Here is a 13,086-nt window from a genome sequence, read left to right as displayed (position 1 = left end):
TCCAGGCCGGTGGGTCAGGACAGGCAGGCTTCGCCTGTCAGCGCGCCCGGCCGTTGCAGGCGTGCCGTCTTCCACTGGAAGCCCAGTACCAGGCCGGTGGCCGTGACGGCCAGCCCGGCCGCCAGTCCCCACCACACGCCATGTGCACCCCAGCCGAGCGCGAAGGCGAACAGCCAGGCCAGCGGTGCACCGATGCACCAGTAGCCGGTCAGGCCAATCAGCAGCGTGGTGCGGCCGTCGTTGAGCCCGCGGATCGCGCCCATGGCGATGCTCTGCAGACCGTCGAACAGCTCGAACCAGGCCGCGATCGCCAGCAGGCTCACCGCCAGGGTGACGATCTCGGCGAAGGCCGGGTCGTGACGGTCGAGGAACAGGCCGATGATCCATTCCGGCACTAGCCAGAACAGCAGGGCGAACAGCAGCATCAGCACGGCGCCCACGGCCATGCCCAGGTGTCCGGCCAGCCGTGACAGGTGCAGGCGGTCGGCGCCATAGTGCAGGCCGACGCGGAAGGTCACGGCATAGGACAAGCCCTGCGGCACGATGAACGCCAGCGCCACCGTCTGCATGGCGATCTGATGCGCTGCCAGTTGCACGCTGCCCAGTGCGCCCATGCACAGGGTGGCGAAGGTGAACAGCCCTTGCTCGGCGGCGTAGGTACCGCCGATGGGCAGACCAAGGCGCATCAGGGCGCGCATCTCCGCTCGCTGAGGGCGGCCCATGCCGCGCCGCAGCCTGTAACGCTGGTAGGTCGGCGAGAACAGGATGTACAGCGCCAATGCCAGTGCCATGGCACTGCTCACCAGCGCGGTGGTCATGCCGATACCGCTCAGGCCCAGGCTGGGCAGGCCGAACCAGCCCTTGATCAAGGCGTAGTTGATGACGAAGTTGGCGACCGTGCCGACGATGCTGATGGCCATGACCGGGCCAGGATGGCCGATGGCGCTGGTGAAACCGCGCAGCGCCATGAAGCACAGGTAGCCGGGCAGGGCCAGCGACAGCGGACGCAGGAACGCCATGGCCTGGCTGGCTGCGTCGGGCTCCTGGCCCAGGTGTGGCAGCAATGGGCCCAGGCCATTGAGGCACAGGGCGCTGACGACACCCAGCAGCAGGGCCAGCCACAAACCGTTCTGGATCAGGCGGGTGACGCCGTTGGCGTCGCCCGCGCCGTGGCGAATGGCAACCAGGCTGCCCACTGCGGCGATCACCCCGGTGCAGAAGATCGAGAAGATGAAATAGCAGGTCGCCCCGAGTGCGCCACCGGCCAGCTGCTGCGGGCCAAGCATGGCCATCATCAGCGTGTCGGTGAAAATCATCAGCGCGTGGGCCAATTGGGCGGAGATCAACGGGCCGGCGAGGCGCAGCAGCGCACTCAGCTCGTGGCCAAGGGAATTTTTCATGATGAGTAAAACTTCGGCAGGGTAAGCATCCCCAGACTGTCGGTGGATGAGCAATGACCGCTATTCTCTGGTTTGAGCCGGATACCCACAAAAGGAAAAAAACCATGCCAGGCATGATTAAAACTCATGGATTGATGCCGTGACCCGTCGTCTGCCGCCGCTCTATGCCCTGCGCGCCTTCGAGGCCGCTGCACGTCATGCCTCGTTCACCCGTGCCGCCGAAGAACTGGCGATCACCCAGAGTGCGGTGAGCCGGCACATCCGCACGCTGGAGACGTACTTCGCCTGCCGCCTGTTCGAGCGTCGTGGTCGCAGCCTGCAACTGACCGATCCTGCTCGCGCCCTGTTGCCAGGGCTGAGCGATGGTTTCGATGCGCTGGAGCGTGCCAGCGCCGCCTTGCGCCTGGATGACGAGGTACTGCGCCTCAAGGCGCCCTCGACCCTGACCGTGCGCTGGCTACTGGCGCGCCTGTCACACTTTCGCCTAGCCAACCCGGACAGCGAGGTGCAGCTCACCAGCGCCTGGATGGATGTGGACAAGGTCGACTTCCGCCACGAACCCTTCGACTGCGCCGTGCTGCTATCCGATGGCCAGTTCCCGGATGAGTGGGAGAGCGTGCTGCTGTTCGAGGAGTGGCTGATCCCGGTGTGCGCTGCGCTCGATGCCGGCCCCTGGTCGCTGGCGCGGCTGCAGGCGGCGGAGCAACTGCATCCGACGCCGGATCGCCGTGACTGGCGACGCTGGCTGCAGGCCACCGGCTTGGCTGAACAGGTGCCTCTGAAGACCGGCCAGTTGTTCGACATGCTGGAGCTGGGCATCGTCGCAGCGGGGCGAGGTTATGGCGTATCGATCGGCGATCTGTTGATGGTCGCGGAGGACGTCAGCAGTGGGCGCCTCGGGCTGCCCTGGCCCACGGCCGTCTACAGTGGTGAAAGCTATTATCTGGTATGGCCGCGCGGGCACAGGGCCCAGGCGCGCCTGCAACGCCTGCGCGACTACCTGTTGACGGAGGTGGCAGCCATGCAACTGCCATCGGTGGAGAGAGTGCTTTAGCTGCCGATACAGGTTTCTGATAACAAAGGATGGCCATTCGGCATCTGCCGATTGACCAAGCATAATAGTCGGGTATCCTCCTGCGCCCTCCATGAGGTCGTACGATGACCTTGCCTTGTCCATTTGTCGCCTGCCGCCTCGCGCCAGGCCAGAGAGGCCTACATGACCCCTCCTCGTTCTCGCATTGCTTTGCAGCTGGCCGTAGCCCTGGCGTTGATGTTGGTCGTGCTGATCAGCCTCAGCACGGTATTTGCGCTGCGCTCGCTGAACAACGCCAACCTGGTGACCCGTGCCGAGCATCTGGGCAGTGAGGCACGCCTGTTGGCCGATCAACTGGAAACCTTCCACGGTAGTCTGCGCGACAGCACCCAGCGCCTGGCCGGATTGTTCGAGCAACGATTCAGTGGCGGCATGCAGGTGCGCAATGACGAGCGTGTTGCCGTTGGCAGCCTGCAGACCCCGGCGCTCTATCTGGGGGCGACCCGGCTCAACAACGATTTCAGCGAAGTCGACGATTTCACCCGCATGACCGCAGGCGTCGCCACGGTGTTCGTGCGCGACGGCGAGGAGTTCGTGCGCATCACCACCTCGCTGACCAAGCAGGACGGCGCCCGCGCCCTGGGCACCGTGCTCGACCATCAGCATCCGGCCTATCAGAAACTGCTGGCGGGCCAGGGTTACGTCGGCCGCGCGGTATTGTTCGACCGCTTCTACATGACCCAGTACACCCCGGTGCGCGATGGCGCCGGGCGGGTCATCGCCGTGCTGTTCGTCGGCTTCGACTACACCGACGCGCAGAACCTGCAGATGCGCAACCTGACCGACTTCCGCATCGGCAGTACCGGCTCGCTGGCGCTGCTCGACGAGCAGGGCAAGTGGCTGGTGGCGCCGGCCGGTGCCGCCGCCATGAGCAGCCTGCCCGAATCGCTTACCGAACTGATCGCCAACCCTGGCGAGGGCGGTTTCTGGAGCGATGGTCGCGACGAGTTCTACAGCGTCGCCATGCCCTTTGCCGGTGGCCCATGGGCGGTGCTGGCGAGCATGCCGCGCGAGGAAATTCAGGCTGTCACCTGGCGTGTCGGCACCCAGCTGGCCATCGGCAGCGCGCTGACCCTGCTGCTGGCGGTGATCGCCGTGGTCTGGCTGCTGCGGCGCAAGCTGCGGCCGCTGGGTGATCTGGTGCGTCAGGCCCAGGCACTCGGTGCTGGTGATCTCGGGGCACGTATGGCGCAGTCCAGCGAAGATGAAATCGGCGAGCTGGCGCGCAGCTTCAACCACATGGGCGAGGCCCTGGCGAACATGGTGGCGGGTATTCGCAGCGCCGCGCAGGATGTCAGTGCGCGCTCGCAGGCGATGTCCACCCTGTCGCGTGATGCCTACCAGGGTATCGATCAGCAGTCGGGCGAGATCAGCAGCATGGCTGGCGCGGTGGAAGAGTTCAGCGCGACCTCGCAGAACATCGCCGACAACATGCGCAGCACCGAGCGCCTGGCCAACGCCAACGCCCAGCAGACCCGCATCGGCCGCACCTCGATGGATCAGGCCTCCGAAGCGCTGGTGCAGATCGCCGAGGCGCTGGAGCAGACCTCAACGGCCATCAACGGTCTTGGCCAGCGTTCCCAGGAGATCGGCGGCATCGTCAGCGTGATCACGGCGATTGCCGATCAGACCAACCTGCTGGCGCTCAATGCTGCCATCGAGGCGGCGCGCGCCGGCGAGCAGGGGCGTGGCTTCGCCGTGGTCGCCGATGAGGTGCGCAGCCTGGCCGGGCGTACCCGCGAGGCGACCAACGAGATTTCCACCATGATCGGCAGCATCCAGAGCGAGACCAGCAGTGCCATCGCCACCATGGAGCAAGGCCGGCAACTGATGCAGGACGGTCTCGAGCGCAACGCCAAGGTCGCTTCAGCGCTGGCGCAGATCAGCGAGCAGAGCGACGCGGCTGGCGAGCAGTTCGCCGCCATCACCACCGCCACCAGTGAGCAGAGCAGCACCGCTACGGTGCTCAGCAGCAATCTGCAGAGCATCGCCCAGGCCAACGGCGAGCAGCGCGAAGTGGTGGCCAACCTGGCCGACACCGCGCGCGAGCTGGATCGCCTGGCCGCGCAGTTGCGTCAGGAGGTCGAGCGCTTCCGCTGAGTCAGCCTGCGGCAGGGCGATACTGCAGCGCTTCAGCCAGGTGTGCGCGGCTGATCTGCTGTTCGTCCGCCAGGTCGGCCAGGGTGCGCGCGACCTTGAGTACGCGATGGGCGGCGCGCAGGGAGAGTCCCAGGCGTTCGCAGGCACTCTCCAGCCACTGGCGGTCCACATCGCTCAGTGCGCAATGCTGACGCAAGCCGGGCAGGTCGAGAAAGGCGTTGGCCACGCCCTGGCGCTGCAACTGGCGTTGGCGTGCGCGCGCAACCTTGGCGGCCGCCAGGGCCGTGCTTTCGCCAGCCTGTGGTGGGGCATTGAGGGCCGTGGTTTCGCGTGCGACCGTCAGGTGCAGGTCGATGCGGTCCAGCAGCGGGCCTGACAGTTTGGCGCGGTAACGCTGGATCTGCTCCGGCGTGCAGCGACAGCGGTTGCTCGGGTCGCCGAGATAACCGCATGGGCAGGGGTTCATGGCGGCGACCAGCTGGAAACGCGCGGGAAACCGCACCTTGTCGCGCGCCCGGGCGATGACGATATGGCCGCTCTCCAGTGGCTCGCGCAGCACCTCCAGGACCTTCCTGTCGAACTCCGGCAACTCATCGAGAAACAGCACCCCCATATGCGCCAGGGTGATTTCGCCTGGCTGTGGGCGACTGCCGCCACCTACCAGTGCCGGCCCGGACGCGCTGTGGTGCGGGGTGCGAAAGGGTCTCTGTGGCCAGTGCTGCAGCGGCGTGTGGCTGGCCACCGAATGGATCGCCGCGACCTGCAGGGCTTCGCCTTCCTCCAGCGGCGGCAGCAGGCCGGGCAGGCGGCTGGCCAGCAGTGTCTTGCCGGTGCCGGGCGGGCCGCTGAGCAACAGGTTGTGCGAGCCGGCGGCGGCAACCAACAAAGCACGCTTGGCAGCCAGCTGGCCCTGCACTTCGGCCAGGTCCGGGTAGGGCAGGCTCTGCCTGAGCAGGCCCTGGGCGGCGTAAGGTTCGAGAGGCGCACTGCCATTGAGGTGCGCAGCGATCTGCAACAGGTGCTCCACGGCAATCACCTTCAGCCCTGATGCCAGGCTCGCCTCTTCGGCATTGGCTTGTGGCACCAGCAGGGTGCGCCCGGCCGCGCGCGCGGCCAGTGCCGCTGGCAGAACGCCCTGCACCGGGCGCACGGCGCCCGACAGGGCCAGCTCGCCCAGGCACTCGTATTCGTCCAGGGCCTGGGCAGGCACCTGACCGCTGGCGGCGAGAATGCCGAGGGCGATAGCGAGGTCGAAGCGGCCACCGTCCTTGGGCAGATCGGCAGGGGCCAGATTCAAGGTGATGCGCTTGCTGGGGAATTCGAAGGCGGCATTGAGGATGGCGCTGCGTACGCGATCCTTGCTTTCCTTGACCGCGGTTTCCGGCAGACCCACCAAGGTCAGGGAGGGCAGGCCGTTGGCCAGGTGTGCCTCGACGGTAACCGCCGGCGCTTCGACGCCGACCTGGGCGCGGCTGTGGACGATGGCCAGGGACATGATCACTCCTTGATCAGGCCCGCCTGGGCGGTCATTGAAAACGCTCTGCATTGGGGCAAGGCGTTAAACCGCCTTTGCCTGCGCTCTCAATGTTCCGATGGTTCAGTCGGCGGGCGGGTTCAGTTTGGCTTCCAGTTCGGCGACCTTGGCTTCCAGCGCCTCGAGGCGGGCGCGGGTGCGGGCCAGTACCACCATCTGGCTGTCGAATTCTTCACGGCTGACCAGCTCGAGCTTGCTGAATCCACTCTGCAGAAGGGCTTTGAACTGCGCTTCCAGCTCAGCGCGCGGCAGCGGGCTGTCGCCACTGAAAAGACGTGAGGCATGGCTACTGAGGGTATCGAGCAGGGCTTTCGGCGGCAGCATGATCAGGTTCCGTAAACAGACGGTCGGCAGTGTAGCACGCAGCCACCGGCAGGTCGGTCGAGGGTGGGTTGCACACTTTTTGAGCATTCGATGATACGTGGGCGCACCAAATTCGTGCGTTGCATTTGGCTTGAATGACCGGTCACTGTAGCTCGAAGTATGTGAAGGCCTTGTGGATCGGGCTTTTGCGCGAGATGGCAAGCTTTCTGCTTATACCCCTGCGACGCATGCATCGACGCAGTTTCGGTGCGGCAGGCGAAGCGGGGAGTGTTTCGTTGGAAGCGGTTGGTGGGTATCGACCACGCCAGGCTGGAGCGGTCGGTGCATTACAAAAGCCAGACACTGCGCTTAGACTTGAGCCGGGTTCGCAATTCCTGGGGCAAGTCCACCTTACACGGGAGAGAGTTTCATGAAGCTAGTCACTGCCATCATCAAGCCGTTCAAGCTGGACGACGTGCGCGAGTCGCTGTCGGAGATCGGCGTGCAGGGCATTACCGTCACCGAGGTCAAAGGCTTCGGCCGCCAGAAAGGCCATACCGAGCTGTATCGCGGTGCCGAGTACGTGGTCGACTTCCTGCCCAAAGTGAAGATCGACGTGGCCATCGCTGACGATCAACTGGATCGCGTTATCGAGGCGATCACCAAGGCTGCCAACACCGGCAAGATCGGTGACGGCAAAATTTTCGTAGTCAACCTGGAACAGGCGATTCGTATCCGTACCGGCGAAACCGATACCGACGCGATCTAAACAGCCTCCGAACCCCACGCCCCAGGAGTAAACCCATGACTCTGCGAACTTTCGCAGGGCTAGGAGCCTTTTTGTCCTCGAATTCTGGCCTAGCGCTGTTTTCGGGGGCGAATGCCGGAGCTGGCGATGCCTCGCCGCTCTGCTGTGCCAGACCCTCTTCAGGTCTCGTGCTCGGCCTAGTGATGGGAATACCTGGTCGCCTCACGGCGCAGGGTTCCGGTGATCCAGAGCGAGCGTAGCAACGACCTGTAAAGCATGCGGAACGCGTCCGGCGCCAACCTGGACGTTTTAACCGAACAGCGCACAACAAAAGCGCCGGCAAGAGGTGAAAAATGGATAACACAGCATTGACTGCATTGCAGTACGGCTTCGATACCTTCTACTTTCTGATCTGTGGTGCCCTGGTGATGTGGATGGCAGCTGGCTTTGCCATGCTCGAGTCCGGCCTGGTGCGCGCCAAGAACACCACTGAGATCCTGACCAAGAACATCGCGCTCTACGCGGTGGCCAGCGTCATGTATCTGGTGATCGGCTACCACATCATGTACTCCAGCCCGGAAGGCGGCATCTTCCCCAGCCTGGGTTTCCTGATCGGTGACGAGAACAGCGTCGAAGCCGTGCTGGCTGGTGGCGACGATGCGCCCTACTACTCGACTCGTTCGGACTTCTTCTTCCAGGTAGTGTTCGCCGCGACCTGCATGTCGATCGTCTCCGGTGCCGTTGCCGAGCGTATGAAGCTGTGGGCCTTCCTGGCCTTCGCCGTGGTCATGACCGGCTTCATCTACCCGGTACAGGGCTTCTGGAAATGGGGTTCGGGCTTCCTCAACGAAGCCGGCTTCCTCGACTTCGCCGGTTCCGGCGTGGTGCACATGGCCGGCGCTGCTGCCGCTCTGGCCGGTGTGCTGCTGTTGGGCGCTCGTAAAGGCAAGTACGGCGCCAATGGCCAGGTCAACGCCATTCCGGGCTGCAACCTGCCGCTGGCGACCCTCGGCACCTTCATCCTGTGGATGGGCTGGTTCGGCTTCAACGGTGGCTCGCAGTTGAAGATGAGCACCATCGAAGACGCCAACGCCGTGGCTCAGGTGTTCACCAACACCAACATGGCCGCTGCTGGTGGCCTGATCGCCGCGCTGATCGTCGCCCGCATCCTGTTCGGCAAGGCCGACCTGACCATGGCGCTCAACGGCGCCCTGGCTGGCCTGGTGGCCATCACTGCCGAGCCGCTGACCCCGAGCGCCCTGCAGGCGACCCTGATCGGTGGCGTCGGTGGCGTGCTGGTGGTGTTCTCCATCCTCGGCCTGGACAAGCTCAAGCTCGACGATCCGGTCGGTGCCATCTCCGTACACGGTGTGGTCGGCATCTGGGGCCTGCTGGCCGTCTGCCTGACCAACAGCGATGCTTCGCTGGGCGCTCAGCTGCTGGGTATCGGCAGCATCTTCGCCTGGGTATTCGTCGCTAGCCTGATCGTCTGGAGCATCATCAAGGCGGTGATCGGTCTGCGCGTCAGCGAAGAAGAAGAATACGAGGGTGTGGATATCGCCGAGTGCGGTATGGAGGCCTACCCGGAATTCACCAACAAGTGATCCTCCGGTAAATCGCAAAGGGCGCCTTCGGGCGCCCTTTGTTTTTTCTGGCAGCGCGCTAGAATGCGCGCGCTGGAGCCATCGAGAGTGAGAACGGCATGTGGCAGCAACGCATCATCAGCCTGCGTCCGCGTGAGCGCGGTTTTCATCTGGTGACCGAGGAGGTGCTGGCTGCATTGCCGGAACTGGCGCAGGTGCGTGTCGGTCTGTTGCATCTGTGGCTGCAGCACACCTCGGCGTCGCTGACGGTGAACGAGAACGCAGATCCCGCGGTACGCCGCGATTTCGAGCGTTTCTTCAACCGTCTGGTGCCGCAGGGTGAGGCGGGCTACGAACACGATTACGAAGGGCCGGATGATTTGCCGGCACACTTCAAGGGCAGTCTGCTGGGCTTTCAGCTTCAGCTGCCGATACAGCATGGGCAGCTGGCACTCGGGACCTGGCAGGGCATCTATCTCGGTGAGCATCGCGATCATGGCGGTGCTCGGCGAGTGGTGGCGACCCTGCATGGCGAGGCTATTTGATTTTTTTCCAGTGGTGCGGTGCACATCGCGCGACTGGGCTATAACTAACCTGCTTTTCGCAAGTCATGAGGTTGAACATGAGCGACGAAGACCTGGAACAAGACGATCTGGATGGGGCTGACGAGGACGAGGGAGAGGAGCTGGCTGCTGCCGATGACGGTGACAGTGGCGACGACGAAAGCGATGGCGAGGTCGTAGCCAGCGGCAAGAAGAGCAAGGCCAAAGCCGTTGAAGTCGACGAGATGCCCAGCGTCGAAGCCAAGCAGAAGGAGCGTGATGCTCTGGCCAAGGCCATGGAGGAGTTTCTCTCCCGTGGCGGCAAGGTGCAGGAGGTGGAGCCCAATGTGGTCGCCGACCCACCCAAGAAGCCCGACAGCAAATACGGCAGCCGCCCCATCTGAGGACGGCTCGCTGCAAGGAACCCGCCCCTGCGGCGGGTTTTTTGTGCCTGCCATCCCGGTTGCCAACCTTCGGGCCGTCGCTGCGCGACGTGAGGAATTGCTCCCTCAGTGGTGCGGTGTCGCGTAGGGACCAATCTTGTCGTGTATCAGGCGGTGCGCATGGCGCACCCTGCGCACCCTGCGGGCACTAACGCATCCAGCTACCCAGCAGCGCGGGCAACTCGGCCAGGCTGCTGATCTGCGCATCTGGTGTCGTTTCACCCTCCCAGGCTCGCCCTTGCGGGTTGAACCAGATAGCGCGCATCCCGGCCGCCTGGGCGCCGGCAATGTCGTCACTGGGGTGATCGCCGATATGCACGGCACGCGCGGCCGCCACGCCCCCGGCGCGGCTGAGCGCTTCACGGAAGGGCTTGGGGTCGGGTTTGCCGATGCCCAGCTCTTCTGCGCACAGGGCGAAGCGGAAATACTCAGACAGGCCCAGGCGGCGCACATCGGCGTTGCCGTTGGTGATCACGCCAAGCATGAAGCGCTCGGCCAGTGCCTCCAGCGTCGGGTGCACCTCGGCGAACAGGGCGACCTGATGGCGGGCGCTGAGAAATACCTGGAACCCGGCTTCGGCCAGCGTCTGCGCCTCGCTGTGCGGGTAGCCGGCGTCTTCCAGGGCATGAAACAGAATGCGTCGACGCAGCTCGCTGAGGCGATGCTTGAGCATCGGCTCGGCGTCGAGCAGACGGCTGCGCACGGCCCACAGGTGCTCGATCGGTACCGCACCCAGGCGCGGCGCATGCAAGGCCAGCCAGTTGCGTAGCGCTGCTTCGGCGTCCTGTATCACCGGCGTGACGTCCCACAGCGTGTCGTCGAGGTCGAAGGTGATCAGTTCAATGCTCATTCGGAACCGCCTTTGCGTTTGGCCCTGGGGTGGGCCTGGTCATAGACATTGGCCAGGTGCTGGAAGTCCAGGTGGGTGTAGATCTGCGTGGTGGCGATGTCGGCATGGCCGAGCAGCTCCTGCACCGCGCGTAGATCCTGCGAGGATTCCAGCATGTGGCTGGCGAAACTGTGGCGCAGCATGTGCGGATGCAGGTGCTGACCCAGCTCGCGCACGCCCGCCTGGCGCACGCGTAGCTGTACCGCACGCGGCCCGAGGCGTCGGCCTTGCTGGCTGATGAATACGGCGCCGTCGGCGGGGTTGGCCAGCTTGCGCAGTGGCAGCCAGCGTTCCAGCGCCTCGCGCGCCTGGCTGCCGACCGGCAGCTCGCGCACCTTGTTGCCCTTGCCGCGCACGCGTACCAGGCCGGCAGGCAGGTCCAGACCATCGAGGTCCAGCCCAACCAGCTCGGAAAGGCGCAGGCCTGAGGAGTAGAACAGCTCTAGCATGGCCTGGTCGCGGCGGGCGATGAAGTCGTCCTCCACCGCGCCGTCGAGCAGTTGCGCACTGCGGTCGGCGTCCAGGGTGCGCGGCAGGCGTCGTTCGCGCTTCGGCGGGCTGAGGCCGGTGGCCGGGTCGTGGCGACACAGGCCTTCACGCAGCAGGTATTGATAGAGGCCACGGGTGGCCGAGAGCAGGCGTGCCAGGCTGCGGCTGGACAGGCCCTGCTGATGCAGGCGGGCGACCAGGCGGCGCAGGTTGCGTGTATCCAGCCCGGCCCAGTCGCTCAGGCCTTCGGCCTCGCAGAATGCCAGCAGCTTGCCCAGATCGCGGCGATAGCCGTCGAGGGTATGCACCGACACCTGGCGCTCGCGGCGCAGGTGTTCGAGGTAGGCATCGAGATGGGTTTCAAGTGTCACGTGCCGGATTCCGAGCAGGTCGAGGGTGGATGAGCTTGGTCATCCACCCTACACGACCTAGCGTACCGAACGCAGCGGTGTGGCGAAGCTGGGCAGAACACGCGCCAGGACTTCGGCGATGTAGCCGAGGAACAGCGTGCCCAGCGAGCTCTTGTAGTGCTGCGGATCGACACTGCCAATGGCGAGAATGCCATGTAGGCCCTGATGATTGAGGCTGACTACGGCGGCAGAACCGACCTGCGCGGCGTCTTCCTTGCCGAACAGGAATTCCAGCTCGTGCGGGCGCAGCACGCCGCAGATGGTCTTGCCGCCACTGAGCAGACCGCCGACCTGTTGATGGGCTTCGGCGGAGCTGACCGAGCGCCCGACCGGCAGCTTGTTGTCGCTGAACAGGATCAGGCCGACGAAAGGCACCTGGAACTCGTGGCGCAGGCTGTCTTCGACAATGCCGACCACTTCTTCCAGGCTGCCGGCATCGAGCAGGTCGAGTACCAGGCGCCGGGTCTTGTCGAACAGGCGGTCGTTGTCGCGCGCCACGTCCATCAGTTGGCCGAGGCGATGGCGCATCTCGATGTTGCGCTCGCGCAGCAGCTTGACCTGGCGCTCGACCAGCGACACGGTATCGCCGCGCTGATGTGGAATGCGCAGCTCGGGAATCAGTTCATCGTGGTCGATGAAGAATTCCGGGTGCAGGCGCAGATAGGCGGCGACCGTCTCCGAGTCGAGCGGCTTGGGCGAATCCTGCTGGTCGGTCATAGGCGAACCTGTCCTTCGTATACGCGGGCAGCGGGGCCGGTCATCATAACCGGCTGACCTTCGCCTGCCCATTCGATGGACAGTTTGCCGCCCGGCAGCTCCAGTTGCACGGGCGAATCCATCCAGCCCTGACGAATCGCTGCCACGGCTGCGGCGCAGGCGCCGGTGCCGCAGGCCTGGGTTTCACCGGCACCACGCTCCCACACGCGCAGACGCGCCTGCTTGCGGTTCTGCACCTGCAGGAAGCCGACGTTGACCCGCTGCGGGAAGCGCGGATGGTGTTCCAGCTTCGGCCCGAGCGTATGCACCGGGGCGTTGTCGACGCTGTCGACGCGCAGCACGGCGTGGGGGTTGCCCATTGACAGCGCAGCCAGCTCGACGCCCTGGCCGTCGACCTCGACGCGATAGTTCAACGCCGCCTGTTCGGCCTGGAACGGCACCTGTTCCGGCTGCAGGCGCGGTGCGCCCATGTTGACGCAGACCTGCCCGTCGTTCTGCACGCGCAGCTCGATGATGCCGCTCTTGGTCTCGACGCGAATGACCTTCTTGGTGGTCAGACGCTTGTCCAGCACGAAGCGCGCGAAGCAACGCGCGCCGTTGCCGCACTGCTCCACTTCCGAACCGTCGGAGTTGAAGATGCGGTAACGGAAGTCGACGTCCGGGTGGCTCGGCGGCTCGACGATCAGCAACTGATCGAAGCCGACGCCGGTGTGGCGGTCGCCCCACTGCTTGGCGTGCTTGGGCTGCACGTGGGCGTGCTGACTGATCAGGTCGAGAACCATGAAGTCATTGCCCAGGCCGTGCATCTTGGTAAAGCGCAATAGCATGACGTCGC

13 protein-coding genes and 1 pseudogene are annotated in these 13,086 nt (G+C 64.8%); 7 read left to right on the top strand and 7 right to left on the bottom strand.

Going from position 1 to position 13,086, the window contains the following annotated elements; all coding sequences use genetic code 11:
• Nucleotides 1-14: 14 nt before the first annotated feature.
• On the bottom strand, nt 15-1,400 hold the full coding sequence (locus ACN8M7_RS04845) for a NorM family multidrug efflux MATE transporter (protein WP_490259961.1): 1,386 nt from the start codon (nt 1,398-1,400) through the stop codon (nt 15-17).
• A gap of 139 nt (nt 1,401-1,539) precedes the next feature.
• Here ACN8M7_RS04845 and ACN8M7_RS04840 point away from each other — a divergent pair, with 139 nt between their 5' ends.
• The 3 genes and pseudogenes from ACN8M7_RS04840 (at nt 1,540) to ACN8M7_RS04830 (ending at nt 4,593) form a co-directional block, all read left to right on the top strand.
• Nucleotides 1,540-2,454, top strand: coding sequence for a LysR substrate-binding domain-containing protein (locus ACN8M7_RS04840; RefSeq protein WP_490259960.1), 915 nt, complete (start codon nt 1,540-1,542; stop codon nt 2,452-2,454).
• A 162-nt stretch (nt 2,455-2,616) separates the two neighbouring features.
• Nucleotides 2,617-3,735: pseudogene (locus ACN8M7_RS04835) on the top strand (Cache 3/Cache 2 fusion domain-containing protein); the annotation flags it as partial.
• On the top strand, nt 3,733-4,593 hold the full coding sequence (locus ACN8M7_RS04830) for a methyl-accepting chemotaxis protein (protein ID WP_490260291.1): 861 nt from the start codon (nt 3,733-3,735) through the stop codon (nt 4,591-4,593). The pseudogene ACN8M7_RS04835 and the gene ACN8M7_RS04830, both read left to right, overlap by 3 nt.
• Before the next feature lies 1 nt (nt 4,594).
• Here the strand turns inward: ACN8M7_RS04830 and ACN8M7_RS04825 are convergent, their stop codons facing one another.
• On the bottom strand, nt 4,595-6,088 hold the full coding sequence (locus ACN8M7_RS04825) for a YifB family Mg chelatase-like AAA ATPase (protein WP_490259959.1): 1,494 nt from the start codon (nt 6,086-6,088) through the stop codon (nt 4,595-4,597).
• 102 nt (nt 6,089-6,190) lie between these two features.
• Nucleotides 6,191-6,451: an accessory factor UbiK family protein gene (locus ACN8M7_RS04820; RefSeq protein ID WP_037052746.1), complete on the bottom strand. Its 261-nt coding sequence runs from the start codon at nt 6,449-6,451 to the stop codon at nt 6,191-6,193.
• 409 nt (nt 6,452-6,860) lie between these two features.
• On the opposite strand from ACN8M7_RS04820, the gene glnK reads away from it, so the two are divergent.
• From glnK to sutA, 4 genes are all read left to right on the top strand, one after another.
• Nucleotides 6,861-7,199 (top strand): P-II family nitrogen regulator, encoded by a 339-nt coding sequence (gene glnK / locus ACN8M7_RS04815; RefSeq protein WP_003096476.1) that lies wholly within the window; start codon nt 6,861-6,863, stop codon nt 7,197-7,199.
• 332 nt (nt 7,200-7,531) lie between these two features.
• Nucleotides 7,532-8,782: an ammonium transporter gene (locus tag ACN8M7_RS04810; protein ID WP_490259958.1), complete on the top strand. Its 1,251-nt coding sequence runs from the start codon at nt 7,532-7,534 to the stop codon at nt 8,780-8,782.
• A 98-nt stretch (nt 8,783-8,880) separates the two neighbouring features.
• Complete coding sequence (locus ACN8M7_RS04805; protein WP_061237317.1) at nt 8,881-9,306, top strand: secondary thiamine-phosphate synthase enzyme YjbQ; 426 nt, start codon at nt 8,881-8,883, stop codon at nt 9,304-9,306.
• Nucleotides 9,307-9,383: 77 nt separating this feature from the next.
• The gene (gene sutA / locus ACN8M7_RS04800) at nt 9,384-9,707 is read left to right on the top strand and encodes a transcriptional regulator SutA (protein WP_490259957.1); all 324 of its coding nucleotides are present in this window, start codon (nt 9,384-9,386) and stop codon (nt 9,705-9,707) included.
• A gap of 187 nt (nt 9,708-9,894) precedes the next feature.
• On the opposite strand, the gene ACN8M7_RS04795 is transcribed toward sutA, so the two are convergent.
• The 4 genes from ACN8M7_RS04795 to dapF are packed head-to-tail and all read right to left on the bottom strand — an operon-like array spanning nt 9,895 to nt 13,078.
• Nucleotides 9,895-10,596: an HAD family hydrolase gene (locus ACN8M7_RS04795; protein WP_490259956.1), complete on the bottom strand. Its 702-nt coding sequence runs from the start codon at nt 10,594-10,596 to the stop codon at nt 9,895-9,897.
• Entirely contained in the window at nt 10,593-11,495 is a 903-nt protein-coding gene (gene xerC, locus ACN8M7_RS04790; protein WP_490259955.1) for a tyrosine recombinase XerC, read from the bottom strand. Before xerC ends, ACN8M7_RS04795 begins: the two co-directional genes overlap by 4 nt.
• A 57-nt stretch (nt 11,496-11,552) precedes the next feature.
• Nucleotides 11,553-12,251, bottom strand: coding sequence for a DUF484 family protein (locus ACN8M7_RS04785; RefSeq protein WP_061237321.1), 699 nt, complete (start codon nt 12,249-12,251; stop codon nt 11,553-11,555).
• Nucleotides 12,248-13,078: a diaminopimelate epimerase gene (gene dapF / locus ACN8M7_RS04780; RefSeq protein ID WP_061237322.1), complete on the bottom strand. Its 831-nt coding sequence runs from the start codon at nt 13,076-13,078 to the stop codon at nt 12,248-12,250. Before dapF ends, ACN8M7_RS04785 begins: the two co-directional genes overlap by 4 nt.
• Nucleotides 13,079-13,086: the final 8 nt, after the last annotated feature.

The organism is Pseudomonas spartinae (assembly GCF_965197125.1).
Taxonomy (GTDB): Bacteria; Pseudomonadota; Gammaproteobacteria; order Pseudomonadales; family Pseudomonadaceae; genus Aquipseudomonas; species Aquipseudomonas composti_A.
This window is presented reverse-complemented; position numbering and strand designations above follow the sequence as displayed.

Bases quoted from the DNA above. Each gene is read 5' to 3' on its own strand.
- ACN8M7_RS04845 (WP_490259961.1), bottom strand. From the start codon at position 1,400: ATGAAAAATTCCCTTGGCCACGAGCTGAGTGCGCTGCTGCGCCTCGCC.
- ACN8M7_RS04830 (WP_490260291.1), top strand. From the start codon at position 3,733: ATGGGCGAGGCCCTGGCGAACATGGTGGCGGGTATTCGCAGCGCCGCG.
- ACN8M7_RS04825 (WP_490259959.1), bottom strand. From the start codon at position 6,088: ATGTCCCTGGCCATCGTCCACAGCCGCGCCCAGGTCGGCGTCGAAGCG.
- ACN8M7_RS04820 (WP_037052746.1), bottom strand. From the start codon at position 6,451: ATGCTGCCGCCGAAAGCCCTGCTCGATACCCTCAGTAGCCATGCCTCA.
- glnK (WP_003096476.1), top strand. From the start codon at position 6,861: ATGAAGCTAGTCACTGCCATCATCAAGCCGTTCAAGCTGGACGACGTG.
- ACN8M7_RS04810 (WP_490259958.1), top strand. From the start codon at position 7,532: ATGGATAACACAGCATTGACTGCATTGCAGTACGGCTTCGATACCTTC.
- ACN8M7_RS04805 (WP_061237317.1), top strand. From the start codon at position 8,881: ATGTGGCAGCAACGCATCATCAGCCTGCGTCCGCGTGAGCGCGGTTTT.
- sutA (WP_490259957.1), top strand. From the start codon at position 9,384: ATGAGCGACGAAGACCTGGAACAAGACGATCTGGATGGGGCTGACGAG.
- ACN8M7_RS04795 (WP_490259956.1), bottom strand. From the start codon at position 10,596: ATGAGCATTGAACTGATCACCTTCGACCTCGACGACACGCTGTGGGAC.
- ACN8M7_RS04785 (WP_061237321.1), bottom strand. From the start codon at position 12,251: ATGACCGACCAGCAGGATTCGCCCAAGCCGCTCGACTCGGAGACGGTC.
- dapF (WP_061237322.1), bottom strand. From the start codon at position 13,078: ATGCTATTGCGCTTTACCAAGATGCACGGCCTGGGCAATGACTTCATG.